The organism is Gordonia sp. CPCC 205333 (genome assembly GCF_048537885.1).
Lineage (GTDB): Bacteria > Actinomycetota > Actinomycetes > Mycobacteriales > Mycobacteriaceae > Gordonia.
On record NZ_JBCLVI010000001.1, the window covers coordinates 520,346 to 539,727 of the forward strand.

Below are 19,382 nucleotides of genomic sequence, written 5' to 3' on the forward strand. Positions count from 1 at the left end.
CCCATATCGAGACTTCGCAAGGTAGGCAGTGGTGAGCATCTTCAACCAATTGCCCGACGGCGTGTCACCGGAAACCATCGGAGTCCGGGGTGGCCTGGCCCGCTCGAACTTCCACGAGACTTCCGAGGCGCTTTACCTCAACAGCGGCTATGTCTACGAGTCGGCCGAGGCGGCAGAACGCGCCTTCACCGGCGAAGACGAGCGGTTCGTCTACTCGCGGTACGGCAATCCGACCGTAGCGATGTTCCAGGAACGGTTACGCCTGCTCGACGGCGCTGAAGCATGTTTCGCCACCGCGAGTGGCATGGCAGCGGTCTTCGTAGCCTTGGGGGCGTTACTCAAGGCGGGCGATCGCCTCGTCGCCGCGCGCAGTCTCTTCGGCTCATGTTTCGTGGTGTGCAACGAGATCTTGCCGCGCTGGGGTGTCGAGACCGTCTTCGTCGACGGTGAGGATCTAGGGCAGTGGGAGCAGGCGCTTTCGGTGCCGACCACGGCGGTGTTCTTCGAGACACCGTCGAATCCGATGCAGACTCTCGTCGACGTAACCGCCGTCACCGATCTGGCTCATGCCGCCGGTGCGAAAGTGGTGTTGGACAACGTATTTGCCACCCCGTTGCTCCAACGCGGGCTGGACTTGGGCGCCGATGTCATCGTGTATTCGGGCACCAAACATATCGACGGCCAGGGTCGGGTGATGGGTGGCGCCATACTCGGTGAGCAGGAGTACATCGAGGGTCCGGTGCAGCAGCTGATGCGGCATACCGGTCCCGCGCTCAGTCCGTTCAACGCGTGGACCCTGGTCAAGGGATTGGAGACGATGCGGCTGCGAGTTGACGCCTCGGTGGCCTCCGCGCTGCGCGTCGCCGAATTCCTGGAGAATGATTCGCGGGTCCGTTGGGTGAAATACCCCTTCCTGCAATCACATCCGCAGTATGAATTGGCCAAGCGGCAGATGGCCGGCGGTGGCACCGTGATCACCTTTGAGCTCAATGATCGCGCCGGCGTACACGGTAAGGAGCGTGCGTTCGAAGTCCTCAACGGATTGCAGATCGTCGATATCTCCAATAATCTCGGCGACTCTAAATCGTTGATCACCCATCCGGCCACCACCACGCACCGCGCGATGGGTCCGGACGGTCGCGCGTCGATCGGTCTGACCGACGCCGCGGTCCGGTTGTCCGTTGGCCTCGAAGGCGTGGACGACCTATTGGGCGACCTCGATCACGCGTTGGGCTGAACGGCCCCTGCCGCGGGCGGCGCGCCCAGTGCCCGCAGGACAGTCCGTAGTTTCGCGCTGGTCTCATCGAGTTCGGCCTGTGGGTCGGATGCCGCCACGATGCCGCCACCGGCCCAGGTTCGGACGGTGACGCGGTCGGCTTCGAGTTGAAGGCATCGAATCGAAACCATCCACTCGCCGTCGCCATTCTCGTCGCACCAACCGACGGCGCCGGCGTAGAAGCCCCGTGGCTCTTCAAGTTTGGCGATGATCGCGGCGGCGATGTCCTTCGGGGTGCCGCCGACCGCTGGTGTCGGGGTTAACGCGAGCGCGAGATCCAGTGCCGTTGTATCTTCGTCCCGAAGTGTGCCGGAGATCGGTGTCGCCAAATGCCAGATCTCCTTAGTGGACAACAAGTCTGGCGTATAGGGTGCGTCGAGTTCGGAGCAGAATTCGGCGAGTGCGTCGCGTAGATAGTCGACGACGAACGCGTGTTCGGCTAGGTCTTTCGCTGACTTGAGCAGGGCCTGGCCTGCTGCCCGATCTACGGCCGGATCCTGTTGGCGCGGAGTCGATCCGGCGTACGGGTGGCAAGTTATCGTGCGGCCTTGCTTGCGTATCAACAACTCTGGTGATGAGCCGATAAACCAATGATCGGCGAACTCAGCGTCACCGCAGGCCGACAGGTCGACACCGAATGCGTTGCCATCGGGATTTCCGGCTGCGAAATTGGCGACCAGCTCGGTCGGGTCGAGTGGAGTTTCCGAGCGCAGGGTCACCGACCTGGCCAGAACGACTTTCTGTGCGTCGCCCGCGTCGATCATGTCGACGACGGCGGCGACTCGGTCGCGATGCACCTTCGGTTCCGGTGTCGCCGCGACGGTCGTGAACCTCCGGTCGACCGGCGCGATCGCGGATATCGAAGCATTGGTCCGCCGTACCGATCGCGGCGAGAACAGCGCCGCCGGCGCGGTGGGGTCGAAGCCGATGGCTCCGACGACGAGAACTCCGTCGCGCGCGGCCCTCGCGGCGTCGGCGGAATCGGGGAAGGCGCGGTCGATGCCGGCGGCGGTAATGCTGTGGTGAGGGCGAGATAATACAAAAGTGGAGATGTCGGACACGAGACAACCGTACAGAAGAAGTTTGGGTGCCCTTACATTCACGGTGATCGCAAATCTCGCGCACGAGGGAACAAGTGGGCATAGTGGCCAGCAAGGTCACGAGTACCAGCGATTCACCTTCGGGTGGAAATAGCCCCGGCTTGCTGGTCGGCAACCCTCCATGGCGAACAGCGCGACGATAAGTCGCAGCGGCGGGGTGCTCCGGGTGACGACCCGGCCAGGCGAATGCCACTAGGGGGCCGATCCCCTTCATTCGCACGGCAACCCTGGAGGAATATCGATGAGCACCGCAGTTCTGAACCGACCGACTATCGCGATCCCGGCCACGCGCACGCTGACCGGCGTGTACCGGGAATCGATTCGCACCGCCGTGCGGGGGCGTATCAACGATGTGGTGTTGGCGACCGCGAGTCGAGACGAAGCGCGTGCGGCCCTGGCCTTGATCGCCGCGGAGTTCGGACGTGTCGTGCACTGTGCGGCCGACAATCTCGGCAGCGTGGACGAGTTGACGTCGGAGCTGCGGGCCGGCGGAGTTTCCGCGGTGGTTATCACCGGTGCCGCTGACGTCGCCTCGATCATCGCGCTGACCAATCACGTCCACCGGTATGGTGCGCGGGTCGCAGTCGACGCGACTGAAATCATTGCGCGCCAACCATTTTCGACAGTTTCGCATGGTGTCGACTATGTGATCTGTGGCGCCGAAGCGCTACCCGTTGGACCGACGGGCGCAGTACTCATCGGCCGTGCCGACTGGCTGACCGATTCCGACTATGTGCGAACCGACGACGTGAAAGGACCACTCGCATGACCGCCACACTTACCGCCCCGGGCTCGAATGCGATCACCGTCGGGCGGCCACTATTACAGGTCGCATTGGCAGGCGACGATCTCGCGAACACCTTCGGCATTGTCGTGCGGCAGGCGAATTTGCGCGATGCCCAGCGTTCCCGTTCGGTGCTGCGCGCGGGTGTGCGCGACCAGGCCAATTACGTTGTCGCGCTGGAGGTGCAGGCTGCGATCGCGCCGCTCGCCGATTCGGCTCGTGCGTCGGTGGGGGTTGCTACCGGTGAGGAAGAGACTGTTCGTTACGTCGGGACTGTGCACGGTCTGTACACACTTATTCGAGATATCTACGCGGCAGAGGTCGCGGATGCGGTCATCATCACTCCGATCGACGGTTCGCCGACCGCCGCACGGGTGCGTGAGCAGGTCTTACCACTGTTCGCGAAGGCCGCGGCCTAGCAACGTATCGCCACAGAGTCGCCTCGGAGTCCACTCCGGGGCGGCTTTGGTGTGTTCTGCATCTCGTGCGGCCAGCAACCCTAATACGCCAGCGGGTTACGACCTCGTTGCAACAATAGGACTTTCGCCGCGCCGTTCAGTCGGTGATCCGCATGTTGGTTCGGAAGTGGTAACTGCTCTTCCTCATTGGAGTAGCTGAGATCCCGATACGCACGGGGTCGGCCGCGCCATTCCGTCGAAGAGTGTTGACATCCTCCCAGATCGGCCAGAAGAATGTCTTCTTCTCGGCGGGCTGGATCTGGACCGGAAACCGGTAGCACCGCACGTCGGTGCTGCCGTCCTTGCAGTCTGGAGTGGCGAAGCTCCGGCTGTAGATCCACAGCCCAACTTCATTCGTGTGGGGGCTCGACATTATTCCGATGTCGTTCAAGATCAGTGGGACGTTCGACGTATTGATGACCTGAATGCCAAGCCAGAAGTACCAACTCCTGATCTGCGACTGTCGCCAAACCGCGGGCGCACGGTTCTTCGGGTTCAAATGCAGCCGCGTCGTCTTCGATGACAACCCTTGCGAAGGGTAGTTGTCCTTCACGAACGCGCTAATCGTGAAGTTGGTGTATCGCTGATCCTCGGCCACCCTCAGCGCCGAAGACGCGATCCGATTCGCCTCGTCCGCTCGCTCCTTGCCCATGTACAACGAGACCCCCGACACGACCAACGCCGCGACTGCCACGACTGTCGCAATAACGATTGCGGTCACCTCGACCTTGCGATGCGTATCCGCCATTTCGCCTCCCGAATAGAAAGTCAGACTAACCCGGACACAAGGCCTGCCGCATACAGCACACTATCGTTACCCAAGCGAACCAAAAGCCAACGCGCCCAACGGGATCGATACGGCGATCGCGACCCGCTATCGCCGCTTTGGTGTGTTCTGGGCGCATTGTCGCAGTTGTATACATCACAATCTCGGCGCATACTTGCGGTCGCCAACTAGTTGGGGGCCGCAAGTAACTACGCGCCGAGGAGAATGTCGGGTGGAAGACCTGGACGATGCGACCATCGACGACCTCTTCGGCGTTCTCTCCAAATACGTGCGCCTACGCGAACGCGCGGCACATCTGACCGTCCGCACCGCCGACGACGGCGCCTTGGAAACCGCAGCGTACAAGTGCCTATTTCATCTGGCCGGGGAACCGATGCGAACCAGTCGTCTCGCCGAAATCATGGTGGCCGATCCGTCGACGGTCAGTCGCCACGTCGGCTCGCTCGTCGACCTGGGATACGTCCGCCGGGAGGCCGACCCCGACGACGGTCGGGCCACCCTACTTGTCGCGACCGACGCCGGAGTTGCTCGTGCGGGGGAGATCCGCGCACATCGTCGGGCGCGACTGCACAAGCTTCTCGACGGTTGGTCCGACGTCGAGTTGGACACCCTCGTCGCTCTACTCACCCGGTTCGTTGACGCGGCCGAGGAACTTATCAGCTTTGAAAAGGGAAGTGCCACATGACAACTGATCCGTCGACTACTACCGACCAGGCGGGAGCGGGTCTGACTCATCGTCAAATCCTGACCATCCTGGGCGGACTCATGATGGGTATGTTCCTGGCCGCGCTGGATCAGACGATCGTATCGACCGCAATCCGCACCATCGCCGATGATCTGCAGGGCTATTCGATGCAGGCCTGGGTCACCACCGCGTACCTGGTGACCTCGACCATTGTCACCCCGCTCTACGGCAAACTCTCCGACATCTACGGACGCAAGCCGTTCTTCATGGTCGCCATCTCGATCTTCATCGTTGGGTCGTTGTTGTGCAGCCTGGCCACGTCGATGTACGAGCTCGCGGCGTTCCGCGCCCTGCAGGGGCTTGGTGCTGGTGGGCTATTCACCTTGGCGCTCACCACGATTGGCGACATCGTGCCGCCGCGTGAGCGGGCCAAGTACCAGGGCTACTTCCTCGCGGTATTCGGCACTTCGAGTGTGCTCGGACCGGTACTCGGTGGACTATTCGCCGGCCAGGCTTCGATCCTGTGGGTGTCGGGCTGGCGTTGGGTGTTCCTGGTGAACGTGCCGATCGGCATCGTCGCGCTATTCGTCGTGTACCGGGTACTGAATTACAACCAGGAGAAGAACAAGGGGCAGCGCACCGATTACTGGGGTGCGGCGGCACTTGCCGTCGCGGTCGCACCGCTGCTAATCGTCGCCGAACAGGGCTATAAGTGGGGGTGGACATCGGTCAACTCGTGGCTTTGTTATGTCATCGGTGCGGTCGGCGTCGCAGCCTTCGTGCTCATCGAACATCGAATGGGTGACAATGCGCTGATCCCGTTGCGGGTATTCCAGAATCGCGTCTTCGCGCAGGGCATTGTCGTTTCGGTGATCGTCGGCATGGTGATGTTCGGCGGGATCTCGATGCTGCCCCAGTACTTTCAGGTGCTTCGCGGGTCGTCGCCGATGGTGGCTGGATTGCAGATGCTGCCGATGGTGTTGGGCCTGATGATCGGTTCGGTGGCGTCGGGACAGATGATTTCCCGGACCGGCCGCTACAAGATATTCACGATCCTCGGCTCGATCATGATCACCGCGATGACCTTCCTGCTGCATCTGGTCAGCAACTCGACGTCGACGGGGCTGGTAATGCTGGCGGCTTTCGGTCTTGGCTTCGGTCTCGGCAATCTGATGCAGCCCATCACTCTTGCCATGCAGAACATTCTGCCGCCGCGCGACATGGGAATGTCGACGGGAACGGCGACCTTCTTCCGGCAGATGGGCGGCACACTCGGCGTCGCGGTGTTCTTCTCGCTGCTGTTCTCGACGATGGGGCCCAATATCGCGACGTCGACCGAAGAGGCGGCGTCGACACCGGAATTCCAGACCGCAGTGGTGCAAGCGGCGCAGAGCCCGGATCCGCAGGTGCAGGCATTCGGTAAGGCGCTCATCGCGAAGAGCCAGGGTCAGGGCGGCGGCGACGACACCGGCAGCGTTCTGGATGACACCTCGATTATCGAAAAACTGCCCGACGCCATCGCCAACCCGATCAAGGATGGCTTTGCCGACTCGATGGACTATGTGTTCCTGATCGTGTCGATCACATCGTTGCTGGCGGTGCTGGCAACCGTGACGTGGAAGGAGTTGCCCTTGCGGCAGGCGAAGGAGACCGAGCAGGAGTCCGAGGAGATGCTGGACTAGCCTCGAGGTTTGCGGCTAGTGGCCCTGCGTCTTCAGGCGCTCGATGGCCTCGGCCAGCACCTTCTCGGCCTGCTCTTTGCCGACCCAGCCGCCCGGGGTAACCTCTTTACCGGGCTCGAGATCCTTGTAGTGCTCGAAGAAGTGGCTGATCGCCTGCAACTCGAACTCGCTGACGTCGGCGAGGTCCTGAATGTGGTCCCAGCGAACGTCCTTGGCTGGCACGCAGAGCAACTTGTCGTCGCCGCCGGCTTCGTCGGTCATCGTGTACATGCCGACCGCACGCGCCTTGACGGTGACGCCCGGGTAGACCGACTCGGGCAGCAGGACCAACGCGTCGAGCGGGTCGCCATCCTCACCGAGGGTGTTATCGATAAAGCCGTAGTCGGCGGGATATCCGAAGGCGGTGTAGAGGTAACGGTCGAGAAATACCCGACCCGTTTCGTGGTCGACCTCGTACTTGTTACGTGCGCCTTTGGGGATTTCGATGATGACGTCGAATGCCACGGTCGTTCTCCTACTTACTCTGCCGATGTGTGGGCGGGGCGTATGAATCGCCTCAACGATACTGTTGGACTCATGTGCGAGATTGCGGAGGTTGTGTGAGCGCTCGAAAAGGCACTCGGATCGCGTTGTGGGTCCTCACGTCCGTGGTCATCGTCGCGGTGATCGCGGCGGCGTCGATTGTCATCGTGCGACAGCTCAACGCAGGCCCCGACGTTCCGCCGGGTACCCCCGCCCGACCCGCGCTCGTCGCGGCATCGCCGACGATCAACCCGGTATCGGCCGACGCTCCGGAGCCGACGCGGGCCGGGGTCCGCAAAGCGCTCGCCAAGGTCATCGCCGACCCCGCTCTGGGCAAACTGACCGGTGAAGTCACCGATCCGCTTACCGGCGCAACCTTGTGGTCGCGTAATCCCGACCAGCCGCTGATCCCGGCGTCGAATACGAAGGTTCTCACCGCCGCCGCGGTGCTGCTGGGGGCGCCCCAGGACAAGCGGCTCACAACCAAGGTGGTTGCCGGGGCTGGCGGTCAGGTGATTCTGGTGGGTGCCGGTGACCCGACGCTGTCGGCCCAACCGATCGGCGCGGAGACCTTCTTCACCGACGCGCCGCGGATCGCCGCACTCGCCGCGCAGATTCGCAAGGCCGGGATCAACGTGACGTCGGTCGCGGTCGACACCGACGCGTATACCGGCCCGACGATGGACTCCACCTGGGACCGCCGCGATATCGCGGGCGGCGACATCACGCCGATCGAACCGCTGATGGCCGACGCCGGGCGGATCAAACCGCTCGATGAATTCTCACCCCGCGTCGACGACCCCGCGATAACCGCGGGGCAAGCGCTCGCCGAGGCGCTTGGTGTCGATTCGAAGGTCACCAAGGAGTCCGCCGACGCCGGGGCGAAGGTCGTCGCGAAGGTCACCTCCGCTCCGCTGGTCACCCGCGTCAACGACATGATGCGTTACAGCGACAATGTCCTCGCCGAGGCGTTGTCGATTGAATTGTCTCAGGTCATCGGCGGTGAGGCATCGCTGGAAGGTGGTGCGCGAGCTGTCCAGCAGACACTTGAGACCAAGGGTTTTGACCTCACCGGAGTAACCCTGCACGACACCTCGGGTCTCTCCTACGCGAACCGGGTTCCGGCGGCATTGCTCGACAAAATAATGGCGGGGACAGCGGCGCCGGGAGCGGAGCGAGCGGGCCAATCGAACACCGGAACTGCGCAGCCCAAGCTCCGGCCGATGCTCGACGGACTGCCGATCGCGGGCGGAACCGGCACTCTCGCCGACCGCTTCGATCCGAAACTCACCGCGGGCGCCGGCTGGGTTCGCGCCAAGACCGGAACCTTGACCGGTGTCAGTTCGTTGACAGGCACAGTGCTGACCGTCGATGGCCGCGTGCTGTCGTTCGCGTTGATGTCCAACGGCACCTCACCAGCCGACGCCCGCCCGGCGCTCGACGCGGTGGCCGGTGCCCTCCGAGAATGTGGATGCCGATGACCGAAGTGAATAGCCCAGAAGTCGATACGCGCGAGGTGAGTATCGGCGACCGTATCGACTGGAAACTCGCGGCGGCTACCGGCCGACGGCTGGCGCGCCCCGGTCCGCGGGTCACCGCATACACGCTCGATCAAGCGCGAGCCGAGCTCGCAGACGCCGCGGTACGTGCGGAAGGCCCGGTTCGCGAAGTAACCGGCCTGGCCGACGGGCTCCGCGTGCCGACTGCGCGGATCTTCGAACGCGGCGAGTGGATCGCCGCCGCGGCTCAGTCCATGCGGTCGATGCTGGGGCCGGTCGACGTGCCGGAGTCAACCGATAAGCGACTTGGTCTGTCCGGGATCAGTGGGACGGTCGCGGGCAAAGTGAGTGGCGTACAGGCGGGGGGATTGCTGGCCTTCTTGTCGGGCGCGATCCTCGGTCAGTACGACCCGTTCACACCCGACCCGGAGACTGGCGACGCGGGTGTACTGATGTTGGTGACTCCCAACATCATCGCCGTTGAACGCGCGCTCAAAGTGGTGCCGTCGGACTTCCGCCTCTGGGTATGTCTGCACGAGGTCACCCACCGTGTGCAGTTCTCGGCTAACCCGTGGCTGCGGCAATACATGGTCGACAACGTATCCACCCTGACAAGCGAAAGTAGTGAATCCGCAAGCGAATTGATCACCAGGATTACGTCGGCGCTACGGTCGGACAAGCCTCGGGAGAAGGGCGTGATCGGTGCGATGCAATTACTGCAGAGCCCCGAACAGTACGAGGCGTTCAGCCGCATGATGATGCTCGGCACGCTGCTCGAAGGTCACGCCGATCATGTGATGGATGCGGTGGGTCCGGCGCAGGTTCCGACCGTCGCGTCGATCCGCGCCGCCTTCGACGCTCGCCGGACCGGACCTCGAAATCCCGTGCAGCGCATCATTCGTGCGCTGATCGGGATGGATGCCAAGATGGCGCAATACATTCGCGGCAAGGCGTTTGTCGATGAGGTCGTCGGGACAGTCGGGATGGAGCCGTTCAACGCCATCTGGACCAATGAGTCGACGATGCCGTTGCCCGAAGAGATCGACGAACCGGCTAAATGGATCAAACGCGTGCTGTGACTAGGGCGGTCGCCGATTTCGCGACAAAGTATGTGCCCGATGGGCGGGCGTGCGTCGCGTTGTCGGGTGGACCGGACTCGCTTGCGCTGACGGCGGGTGCGGTGGCTGCGGGATTGGAAGTGCACGCCCTCGTCGTCGATCATGGACTACAGTCAGACTCCGCCCAAACCGCTTCGGCGGCAGCGAGTTTGGCCCGAGATCTCGGGGCGTCGGCTCAGGTGCTGACGGTGACCGTTGGGGGCGATGGTGGCCTGGAAGCCGCAGCCCGCGTCGCGCGCTACCAAGCGCTGAACGCTGCCCGCTCGGACCGGCCGGTGTTGATCGGTCACACTGTCGACGACCAGGCAGAGACCGTAATACTCGGTCTCGCACGAGGATCCGGCCCGCGTTCGATCGCGGGAATGGCGTCGTGGCGAGCGCCGTGGGGGCGCCCCCTCCTCGGTGTCACTCGGGCCACCACACACGCCGCCTGCGAGCAGTGGGGGCTGACGCCATACCGTGATCGGCATAACGACGACCCGAGGTTCACCCGGGTGCGGGTACGCAACGAGGTACTACCCCTGCTCGACGATGTGCTCTCCGGTGGGGTGACCGCGGCGTTGGCCCGGACCGCTGACGTCTTGCGAGACGATGTCGACCTGCTCGAGCGGTTGGCGGCTGACGCATTTGTCGACAGTGTGACCGGCGGTGGACTGAACACGAAAACCCTTGCTGCGCAACACCCCGCGCTTCGTCGCCGAGTCTTGCATCGCTGGCTTATGGACATTGGAGCGACCGAGCCGACGGCCCGGGTGGTGGATGCTGCCGACGCCCTGGTGGTGCGGTGGCGGGGCCAGGGGCCGGTCGCGATCGGTGGCGATGCGGAGTACCGGCTGGTTGTCGTGCGCCGCGCCGGGGTGTTGACGACCGATCGGCTCGCGCGCTAGCCGATCGGTCAAAACCCCGGCCCGGCGCTACTTTGCCCCGTTGGGTGGGGTAAATGGCGAGTTGATGGTTCGCCAATACTCCAGACCGAAGACGATGAGGCCGCCTCCGCCGCCGGCCAGACCGCCGAGGATTGAGCCTACTGACGTACCGCCGATGAATCCGGGAATACAGCCGACGCCGAAGATCGGCAGGCCGAGTACGCAACCGGTGACGCCCCCGACGACGGCGCCGAGCGCCATGCCGAGAATGGTGGAAACCGTCATCGCCGCGCTGACCTGCTCGTTGAATAGCGCCAACGCCATCCGATCGCGTTCCTGTCTGGTCCGCGGTGTGCCGAGTCGTTCGCCGTTCGACGCGGCAGGTTTGCGAACCTGGCCGATCATCGGTGTGAGTGTCGCCGACGTCCGGTTGGCCACGGCGGTGAGGCGATATCGAATACCGTTGAGCCGGAACGCAAGTGGGATGCGCAGCCGCTCCGCGCCTGCCCGGCTGCGCAGTGATACCGACTGCCCAGACGTGGTTATCGAGCCATTGCTCACCGAGATCCGCATGCTGTGCCCAACTGCGGAAATTCGATAGTTGACGGGTCCGTCGACTGTGGGTGCCGCGCTCGCGACGCCGAGATGTGTTCCAGTGGAGACGATTGCAAGAGTGCATATGATGATGACGAGAAGCTTCATAGAGTTCCATTCCCCGAGAATTGTGACCACACCTAATTAGCAACTCAATAGGTAGTCGAAGAGTGGTTGACGCCTAGCCATTTTCGGGCCATTTTCTAAGCTGAACGGCCTATTGCAGAAGCCGCGTTTCGCGCCGTGGCGCCGACATGACAAGCTAAGGGTCGTGAGCAGCCACGAGAACCCGTACGGCGATGACATCGAAGCGGTTCTGATCACCGAAGAGCAGATCCGTACGCGCACTAAGGAACTGGCCGAGTCGGTAGCGGCGCGCTATCGCGACGCCCCCGATGACCTGGTCCTCATCGGCGTGCTCAAGGGCGCGATCATGTTTATGACCGACTTCGCCCGTGCCCTTCCGATCCCCTCGCAACTGGAGTTTATGGCGGTGTCGAGTTATGGCTCGTCGACGTCGTCGTCGGGGGTGGTGCGCATCCTCAAAGACCTCGACCGCGACATCGCCGACCGCGACGTGCTGATCGTCGAGGACATCATCGACTCCGGCCTGACGTTGAGCTGGCTGCTGAAGAATCTGGCGACCCGCTCACCGCGGTCGCTCAACATTTGCACGCTATTGCGTAAACCCGACGCCGTGCGGGCCACGCTGGACGTGAACGACATCGGTTTCGACATCCCCAACGAATTCGTCGTCGGCTACGGCCTCGACTACGCGGAGCGCTATCGTGATCTCCCTTACATCGGCCGTCTCAATCCGTCGGTGTACAGCGACTGACTCGAGGGAACGATTGGTCCGCACTCGGCGTTATACGACTGATTGTGCGATCTCGGCTCTGCGGCGATGCCGCGGACTCGCTGGCCTCAGGGAATTCCCAGCGACGTTACGAGTAGCCTAAAGAGCAAGTAAATGGGAAGGACGATGGCGTCTCGCGAACCTCGTGGGCGCCGCACCAGCGCGAATGAATCGAAAGACCGTCTTCCGCAATCTGGCGATTGTGCTGCTGATCATCTTGGCCATCTGGGGCTGGAGCGCGATGCGCGACTCCAACCGCGAATACAAGACAGTCGACACCTACGTCGCGCTCACGCAGCTCAACACCAAGAGCAATGTCGAATTCGTGCAGATCGACGATCGAGAGCAGCGGCTGCGCATCAGCCTCAAGAAGGCGGTCGTCGTCAACAACAAGGGCGAGAAGTCCGACAAGATCACCACGCAGTACCCCGCTGCCAGCGCACGCGAAGTCTTCGACCGGGTCGACGCGACCGGGGCCGGCTACCAGACCAATGTGAGTCAGAATTCGATCCTCGGGCAGTTGCTCATCTTCCTACTCCCGATGCTGATTCTGTTCGGCCTGTTCCTATTCGTGATGAGCCGCATGCAAGGTGGCGGCAAGGGCGGCGTGATGGGCTTTGGCAAGTCCCGCGCCAAGCAGCTCACCAAAGACATGCCGAAGACTACGTTCGCCGACGTGGCCGGCGCCGACGAGGCTGTCGAAGAGCTGTACGAGATCAAGGATTTCCTACAGAACCCTGCGCGGTACCAAGCGCTCGGCGCCAATATTCCAAAGGGTGTGCTGCTCTACGGTCCACCCGGAACGGGTAAGACGCTGCTGGCACGAGCGGTCGCCGGTGAGGCCGGAGTGCCGTTTTTCACCATCTCCGGTTCGGATTTCGTCGAGATGTTTGTCGGCGTCGGCGCCTCACGTGTCCGCGACCTGTTCGAGCAGGCCAAGGCCAACAGTCCCTGCATCATCTTCGTCGACGAGATCGACGCCGTCGGCCGCCAGCGTGGCGCGGGACTCGGTGGCGGTCACGACGAACGCGAACAAACCCTCAACCAGTTGCTCGTCGAGATGGACGGTTTCGGTGAACGGTCCGGCGTGATCCTCATCGCCGCGACCAACCGTCCGGACATCCTTGACCCCGCGCTGCTGCGTCCGGGCCGGTTCGACCGGCAGATTCCGGTTGGCAATCCGGATATGGCCGGCCGCAAGGCGATCCTCAAGGTCCATGCGCAGGGCAAGCCGATCGCCCCCGACGCCGATCTCGACGGATTGGCCAAGCGCACTCCGGGTATGTCCGGTGCCGATCTGGAGAACGTCCTCAACGAGGCGGCGCTGCTCACCGCGCGCGAGAATAAGAACGTGATCACTGGCGAAGCCCTCGAAGAGGCAGTCGACCGGGTGATCGGCGGTCCGCGCCGTAAGAGTCGGGTCATCAGCGAACATGAACGAAAAGTGGTGGCCTATCACGAGGGTGGCCACACACTCGCGGCCTGGGCGATGCCCGACCTCGACCCGATCTACAAGGTCACCATCCTTGCTCGCGGTCGCACCGGTGGCCACGCGCTGGCCGTTCCCGAGCAGGACAAAGATGTGATGACTCGCTCGGAGATGATCGCTCGGTTGGTGATGGCCATGGGTGGCCGCGCCGCCGAGGAATTGGTCTTCAGCGAGCCGACGACGGGTGCGTCGTCCGATATCGACCAGGCAACCAAGATCGCACGCGCGATGGTCACCGAATACGGCATGAGCGCCAAACTCGGTGCGGTGCGCTACGGGCAGGAGCAGGGTGATCCGTTCCTGGGCCGATCGATGGGCACTCAGTCGGACTATTCCGCCGACATCGCCCGGGAAATCGACGACGAGGTGCGTCGTCTCATCGAGGCAGCTCACACCGAGGCGTGGGCGATCCTCAACGAGTACCGCGACACGCTCGATGTGCTGGCAACCGAACTGCTAGAACGGGAGACACTGACTCGCAAGGATCTGCAGAAGATCTTCTCCGAGGTCGAAAAGCGGCCGCGGATAACCGAATTCAACGAATTCGGCGCACGTATCCCAAGTAATAAGCCACCGGTGAAGACGCCGGGTGAATTGGCGATCGAGCGCGGCGAGCCGTGGCCGCCCGAGCCCGAACAGAAGGCCGAGCCGGTGCCCGCGCAGGCTCCGAGTTACGCCCCGGGCTATGCGCCGCAGCAGGGTTATCCGGGCCAGCAACACGGCCAGCCATATCCCGGCCAGCCGTACCCGCCTCAGCCGTATCCGACGCAACCTTTCCCCGGCCAGCCACACCCGGGTCAGCAGCAGCATCCAGGTCAGCCGTATCCGCCCCAGCCGTATCCGACCCAGCCGTATCCGACTCAGCCGTATCCCGGCGCGAGCGGGCCGGGTTATCCCGGCACCGGAAGCGGGCCGAGTTATCCAGCGCAGAATGGGCAACAGCCGTACCCAACGGCACCATCGCCAGGTCAGGCCGGTTCACGCCCCGACTACGGCGCACCCGCGGACTGGTCGGCACCTGGCTGGCCGCCGAAAGGTGCCGTCAATGGCGATGGTGCGGCCACCGGCGGCGTGAATGGTAACGCCAATGGTGCCGCGCCGCAGGAGAATTCGGGTGTCGATACGTCCGGTGAGGCGAAGCGGCACGATGACGATCAGTGAGGAGACGGTCGTGGGGGAGCCTGAGCGCACTGAGCGCGGTGAATTCGACCAGGCGCGTGCCGAGGCCGCAGTTCGCGAACTGCTGATCGCGGTCGGCGAAGACCCCGACCGAGAAGGCTTGCAGCGCACGCCAACTCGCGTCGCCAACGCCTATCGCGAGGTTTTCGCCGGGCTCTACACCGATCCCGACGACGTGCTCGCGACCACCTTCGACGAGAACCACGACGAACTCGTCCTCGTTAAAGACATACCGCTGTACTCCACCTGCGAACATCACCTGGTGTCCTTCCACGGCGTGGCTCACGTCGGCTACATACCGGGTACCTCGGGTCGAGTGACCGGTTTGTCGAAGCTGGCCCGACTGGTCGATCTCTATGCCAAACGACCGCAGGTCCAGGAACGACTCACCTCACAGATCGCCGATGCGATCGTGCGCCGACTGGATCCACGCGGTGTGATCGTCGTGATCGAGGCCGAGCATCTGTGCATGGCGATGCGCGGAATTCGCAAGCCGGGAGCCCGGACCACCACCTCGGCGGTGCGCGGCCTCTTCAAGACCAGCGCGGTGTCTCGCGGCGAGGCGCTCGACCTGATCACCCGCTAGCGATGACCCGCTTGCTCGGAGTGCTCAATGTGACTGCCGACTCGTTCTCCGACGGCGGCCGTTTTCTCGCTGTCGATGCCGCGGTCGAACACGGCCGCCTGCTGGCCGCTGACGGTGCCGATATCGTCGACGTCGGTGGCGAATCGACACGTCCGGGCGCGCATCGCATCGACGCCGCAGTCGAAGCATCGAGGGTGGTGCCGGTAATCGAGCAACTCTCCGCCGAGGGAGTCACGATCTCGGTGGACACGATGCGCGCATCGGTCGCGCAGGCAGCGATAGCCGCCGGCGCGCAACTCGTCAACGACGTATCCGGCGGACGCGCCGACACGCGGATGGCCAACGTGGTCGCCGATGCCGGGGTGCCGTGGATCCTGATGCACTGGCGTCCACTTTCCGATGCGGGCCGAGGTGGCCCGTTCTCGCCAGCCGACTTCACCCATCGCGTCGCGGTCTCCGACGGATACCGCGACGTCGTCGCCGAGGTGAGCGGCGAATTGCTCGCGCAAGTCGATACCGCGGTTTCCGCGGGCGTCGACCCCGACAACATCATCCTCGATCCGGGGCTGGGTTTCGCGAAAGACGCCGACCACAACTGGGCACTATTGCATGCGTTGCCAACCTTGGTTGGGCTGGGATTCCCGATTCTGGTCGGCGCCTCGCGGAAGCGATTCCTCGGTTCGCTGTTGGCCGCTGACGCCGCCGACCGACCACCGGCCGGACGCGAGGTCGCCACGGCCGCGATCTCGGCGTTGGCCGCCGCAGCCGGGGCCTGGGGCGTTCGCGTACACGACGTCGCGTCGAGCCGCGATGCAATCGCCGTTGCCGATGCTTGGCAGCAGGGCCGGGTCCGCAGATGAGGAGAATCACCAGTGGCTGATCGAATTGAGTTGCGTGGCTTACAAGTCCGTGGATTTCATGGTGTCTTCGAGCATGAGCGAATTGATGGCCAAGACTTTCTCATCGACGTGACATTGTGGCTGGATCTGGCGCGAGCCGCCGAGTCCGATGATCTCGCTGACACCGTCGATTATGGGGTGCTGGCGCAGCAGGTGCACGACATCGTCTCCGGCGAACCGCGCAATCTCATCGAGACCGTCGGCGCCGAAATCGCCGAGTCATTGATGGTGGACGAACGGCTCGCAGCGGTCGAGGTGACGGTTCACAAACCGTCCGCGCCGATTCCACTGACCTTCGCCGACGTACTGGTAGTGACTCGGCGGTCCCGAAAGTCGATGGCGGCCAAGGTCGACCGATGAGTCGAGCAGTCCTGTCGGCCGGTAGTAATGTCGGCGATCGGCGCGCGCATCTCCGCAGCGTCGTGGCAGGTTTCGCCGATGAAGTGATCGCGGTGTCGCGAGTCTTCTCGACGGCGCCGTGGGGCGGTGTCGAACAGGACGACTTCTTCAATATCACCCTGATCGTCGACGGACCCCGATCCCCGGAGTCATGGTTGCGTGCCGGTGCGGAACTTGAGCAAGCCGCCGACCGGACGCGGGAAATACGTTGGGGGCCAAGAACTCTCGATGTCGATGTGATCAGCGTCGAAGATTTGGGCGGCGTCGTGGTGCGGGACGGTGACCCGAATTTGATCCTTCCGCATCCGCGGGCAGCGCAGCGTGCATTCGTCCTGGTGCCTTGGCTTGACGTTGAGCCGGACGCGGTGCTGCATACGAGTTCCGGCGTCGAACGTGTGGATGCGCTTGTCGCGCAAATCGATTCCGCCGAACTCGCCGGGGTTCGGTGCCTCGGAGAACTGGACGGGAACTGGTGACGCAGCAACACGGGCAGCCCGATGACGACGAGCGGGGCATGGGGCCCACCAGAATTCGAGATCTGACCCTCGTCGCGGTGATCGTTGGCGTGGCCAGTTGGGTATTGGTTGGATACAACTACGGCGACCTCCCGTCGATCCCGCTACTCGCCGGAATCGCACTGTATGTCCTTGCCGCCGTTGAGGTTGTCGTCGCGTTGATCGTGCGGTCGCGGGTCGGCGCCCGACAGGTCGGTCGGGCCCGCGGACAATTACATCCGTTGACTGCCGCGCGGATAGTGGCTCTAGCCAAGGCATCTGCCATTCTCGGCGCCATCATGGTCGGGGTGTGGGCCGGGATGCTGGTGTTCTTGCTTGAACAGAATGATCTGGCACAGGCCGATCACGACAAACCATCGGTGATCGTCGCAGTTATCGGCGCGGTCGTCCTGGCCGCTGCGGCACTGTGGTTGGAGTATTGTTGTCGCGCCCCCGACGATCCAACTCCCGATCTGCTCGGCGAACACCCCGGATCTGCCTGACGAATTCGCAACTCTCCGGTCACCTTCGCCCATATTTACTTCGCGGAAAGGTATCTTCTCGATCATGGCGTCATCGAGCGGCCGTGCCGCAGAAACTCGCCGGTCCTCCCGATCGGTCTCCCAGTGGTTGCTGGGCTTGCTGATCCTGCTCGCGTTGGTGGCGAGCGTTCTCATGGTCTTTGTCGACACTGTGTCGATCCCGGGATCGATCGCGGTCATCGCAGCCCTGTGGGCGGCGGTCATCGGAGCGATCCTGGTAACGAAGTTCCGTCGACAGGCAGATTCAGCCGAAGCCAAGAGCCGCGATCTGCGGTTGGTCTACGAGTTGCAGCTCGAGCGAGAGATCACCGCTCGCCGTCAGTACGAGCTCGACGTCGAAACGACCATCCGCAAGGAAGTCGCAGCCGAGTCCGGCCACGAATTGCTCGAATTGCAGGCACAGGTCGCTGCTTTGCGGGCAAGTCTGGAAGTGCTGATCGGCGAGCCGCTACCGGAAGATCGCGTCGCGTTGCCGAATGAGAAGTTGCGCGAGCTGGCCTCGGGGATCGGTACGAACCTTTACGAGCCGGACGATCGGGTGATGGCGGCGCACGACTTCGCGTCGACCGCACCAGCGGCAGCAGACGGCCGACACCAACCGTCGGGCGGTCCGCGCTACGATATTCCGCGTTCCGACGCCAATGACATGACTGAAATCATCCCGGTGGTCACCGACGATGACGAGATCATCAGCACCCAGTTCGAGCAGGTCCCGGCCGAATCGGAGTCGCATCCGTTTGCTCAGGCGTATTCGGCGTACGAGCAGGCTGATCCCAATCAGCCGCAGTTCACCGAAGATGCCCCGACCGACGCATGGCAGACCGAACCGGAACCCGAGGTCGTCGCTGAGGCAGAGGCCGAGGAGCCCACTGAGGCCGAACTCGAGGACTCGGTCGGGCGACACGACGATGGTGCGGGAGTTCCGTTCTCGCAGCTGTTGAGCCAACTGCAACAGACAACACCAGGCGGTCGTCGCCGTCGCGAAGACTAGTTGTAGCTAGTTCACGAGGGCCGGGTTGGTCTCTCGTCTTGCGTGGTCTCGATACACCATTCGTCTCGCCAGCTCGCCGACTGGCACTCGACCATCGCGTGGGGCGTGCGTGGTCTCGATACACCATTCGTCTCGCCAGCTCGCCGACTGGCACTCGACCATCGCGTGGGGCGTGCGTGGTCTCGATACACCATTCGTCTCGCCAGCTCGCCGACTGGCACTCGACCATCGCGTGGGGCGTGCGTGGTCTCGATACACCATTCGTCTCGCCAGCTCGCCGACTGGCACTCGACCATCGCGTGGGGCGTGCGTGGTCTCGATACACCATTCGTCTCGCAGGCTCGCCGACTGGCACTCGACCATCGTGTGGGGCGTGCGTGGTCTCGATACACCCGACCATCGGAGATGACCGCTCGACCAACGCGTTCCCGCTGGTCGAGTGCCAGGTACCGAGCTTGCGAGGTGCCTGGTGTATCGAGACCCCGGTGAGTTGCCGTACGTGGTCTCGATACACCCGACCTTCGAGCGTCCTCGGGACCCGGTGGCACGTGAAGCCGATCACACCGTTGGCCACGG

At 63.3% G+C, this 19,382-nt stretch carries 20 protein-coding genes and 1 riboswitch; of the genes, 16 read left to right on the forward strand and 4 right to left on the reverse strand.

Going from position 1 to position 19,382, the window contains the following annotated elements; all coding sequences use genetic code 11:
* Window positions 1-31 precede the first annotated feature (31 nt).
* Window positions 32-1,237 carry an O-succinylhomoserine sulfhydrylase gene (locus AAFP29_RS02450; RefSeq protein WP_419215713.1) on the forward strand — a complete coding sequence of 402 codons (1,206 nt, stop codon included), beginning with the start codon at window positions 32-34 and terminating at the stop codon, window positions 1,235-1,237.
* Here the strand turns inward: AAFP29_RS02450 and AAFP29_RS02455 are convergent.
* Window positions 1,222-2,337, reverse strand: a complete 1,116-nt coding sequence (locus AAFP29_RS02455) for an isochorismate synthase (RefSeq protein WP_419215714.1) — start codon at window positions 2,335-2,337, stop codon at window positions 1,222-1,224. The genes AAFP29_RS02450 and AAFP29_RS02455 overlap by 16 nt on opposite strands.
* Before the next feature lie 94 nt (window positions 2,338-2,431).
* Window positions 2,432-2,571: riboswitch (SAM riboswitch) on the forward strand.
* Between the two features lie 46 nt (window positions 2,572-2,617).
* Here AAFP29_RS02455 and AAFP29_RS02460 point away from each other — a divergent pair.
* Both AAFP29_RS02460 and AAFP29_RS02465 read left to right on the forward strand, forming a co-directional pair.
* On the forward strand, window positions 2,618-3,145 hold the full coding sequence (locus tag AAFP29_RS02460; RefSeq protein ID WP_419215715.1) for a hypothetical protein: 528 nt from the start codon (window positions 2,618-2,620) through the stop codon (window positions 3,143-3,145).
* Entirely contained in the window at window positions 3,142-3,579 is a 438-nt protein-coding gene (locus AAFP29_RS02465) for a hypothetical protein (protein ID WP_419215716.1), read from the forward strand. The genes AAFP29_RS02460 and AAFP29_RS02465 overlap by 4 nt, the downstream gene beginning before the upstream one ends.
* A 136-nt stretch (window positions 3,580-3,715) precedes the next feature.
* On the opposite strand, the gene AAFP29_RS02470 is transcribed toward AAFP29_RS02465, so the two are convergent.
* The gene (locus AAFP29_RS02470) at window positions 3,716-4,366 is read right to left on the reverse strand and encodes a hypothetical protein (protein WP_419215717.1); all 651 of its coding nucleotides are present in this window, start codon (window positions 4,364-4,366) and stop codon (window positions 3,716-3,718) included.
* A 250-nt stretch (window positions 4,367-4,616) separates the two neighbouring features.
* Here AAFP29_RS02470 and AAFP29_RS02475 point away from each other — a divergent pair, with 250 nt between their 5' ends.
* Entirely contained in the window at window positions 4,617-5,090 is a 474-nt protein-coding gene (locus AAFP29_RS02475; RefSeq protein ID WP_419215718.1) for a MarR family winged helix-turn-helix transcriptional regulator, read from the forward strand.
* Window positions 5,087-6,772, forward strand: coding sequence for an MDR family MFS transporter (locus tag AAFP29_RS02480; protein WP_419215719.1), 1,686 nt, complete (start codon window positions 5,087-5,089; stop codon window positions 6,770-6,772). Before AAFP29_RS02475 ends, AAFP29_RS02480 begins: the two co-directional genes overlap by 4 nt.
* Before the next feature lie 15 nt (window positions 6,773-6,787).
* Here the strand turns inward: AAFP29_RS02480 and AAFP29_RS02485 are convergent, their stop codons facing one another.
* Entirely contained in the window at window positions 6,788-7,276 is a 489-nt protein-coding gene (locus AAFP29_RS02485) for an inorganic diphosphatase (RefSeq protein WP_419215720.1), read from the reverse strand.
* 95 nt (window positions 7,277-7,371) lie between these two features.
* Between AAFP29_RS02485 and dacB the strand changes: the two genes are divergently transcribed.
* Genes dacB through tilS form a run of 3 tightly spaced genes read left to right on the forward strand, consistent with a single transcriptional unit; the run spans window position 7,372 to window position 10,798 of the window.
* Complete coding sequence (gene dacB, locus AAFP29_RS02490) at window positions 7,372-8,775, forward strand: D-alanyl-D-alanine carboxypeptidase/D-alanyl-D-alanine-endopeptidase (protein WP_419215721.1); 1,404 nt, start codon at window positions 7,372-7,374, stop codon at window positions 8,773-8,775.
* Complete coding sequence (locus tag AAFP29_RS02495) at window positions 8,772-9,872, forward strand: zinc-dependent metalloprotease (RefSeq protein WP_419215722.1); 1,101 nt, start codon at window positions 8,772-8,774, stop codon at window positions 9,870-9,872. The genes dacB and AAFP29_RS02495 overlap by 4 nt, the downstream gene beginning before the upstream one ends.
* Window positions 9,851-10,798 (forward strand): tRNA lysidine(34) synthetase TilS, encoded by a 948-nt coding sequence (gene tilS, locus AAFP29_RS02500; protein ID WP_419215723.1) that lies wholly within the window; start codon window positions 9,851-9,853, stop codon window positions 10,796-10,798. Before AAFP29_RS02495 ends, tilS begins: the two co-directional genes overlap by 22 nt.
* Window positions 10,799-10,825: 27 nt before the next feature.
* Here tilS and AAFP29_RS02505 read toward each other — a convergent pair whose 3' ends face one another.
* On the reverse strand, window positions 10,826-11,479 hold the full coding sequence (locus AAFP29_RS02505) for a glycine zipper family protein (RefSeq protein WP_419215724.1): 654 nt from the start codon (window positions 11,477-11,479) through the stop codon (window positions 10,826-10,828).
* 163 nt (window positions 11,480-11,642) lie between these two features.
* On the opposite strand from AAFP29_RS02505, the gene hpt reads away from it, so the two are divergent.
* From hpt to AAFP29_RS02545, 8 genes are all read left to right on the forward strand, one after another.
* Window positions 11,643-12,209 carry a hypoxanthine phosphoribosyltransferase gene (gene hpt, locus AAFP29_RS02510; protein WP_419215725.1) on the forward strand — a complete coding sequence of 189 codons (567 nt, stop codon included), beginning with the start codon at window positions 11,643-11,645 and terminating at the stop codon, window positions 12,207-12,209.
* Window positions 12,210-12,393: 184 nt separating this feature from the next.
* Window positions 12,394-14,877, forward strand: a complete 2,484-nt coding sequence (ftsH, locus tag AAFP29_RS02515; protein WP_419215726.1) for an ATP-dependent zinc metalloprotease FtsH — start codon at window positions 12,394-12,396, stop codon at window positions 14,875-14,877.
* Window positions 14,864-15,481: a GTP cyclohydrolase I FolE gene (gene folE, locus AAFP29_RS02520; RefSeq protein ID WP_419215727.1), complete on the forward strand. Its 618-nt coding sequence runs from the start codon at window positions 14,864-14,866 to the stop codon at window positions 15,479-15,481. Before ftsH ends, folE begins: the two co-directional genes overlap by 14 nt.
* 2 nt (window positions 15,482-15,483) lie before the next feature.
* Complete coding sequence (gene folP / locus AAFP29_RS02525) at window positions 15,484-16,341, forward strand: dihydropteroate synthase (RefSeq protein ID WP_419215728.1); 858 nt, start codon at window positions 15,484-15,486, stop codon at window positions 16,339-16,341.
* A gap of 12 nt (window positions 16,342-16,353) precedes the next feature.
* The gene (gene folB / locus AAFP29_RS02530) at window positions 16,354-16,740 is read left to right on the forward strand and encodes a dihydroneopterin aldolase (RefSeq protein ID WP_419215729.1); all 387 of its coding nucleotides are present in this window, start codon (window positions 16,354-16,356) and stop codon (window positions 16,738-16,740) included.
* Window positions 16,737-17,255 (forward strand): 2-amino-4-hydroxy-6-hydroxymethyldihydropteridine diphosphokinase, encoded by a 519-nt coding sequence (gene folK, locus AAFP29_RS02535; protein WP_419215730.1) that lies wholly within the window; start codon window positions 16,737-16,739, stop codon window positions 17,253-17,255. The genes folB and folK overlap by 4 nt, the downstream gene beginning before the upstream one ends.
* Before the next feature lie 38 nt (window positions 17,256-17,293).
* Entirely contained in the window at window positions 17,294-17,776 is a 483-nt protein-coding gene (locus tag AAFP29_RS02540) for a DUF3180 domain-containing protein (RefSeq protein ID WP_419216326.1), read from the forward strand.
* Window positions 17,777-17,840: 64 nt separating this feature from the next.
* Window positions 17,841-18,806, forward strand: coding sequence for a DUF6779 domain-containing protein (locus AAFP29_RS02545; RefSeq protein ID WP_419215731.1), 966 nt, complete (start codon window positions 17,841-17,843; stop codon window positions 18,804-18,806).
* Window positions 18,807-19,382 lie beyond the last annotated feature (576 nt).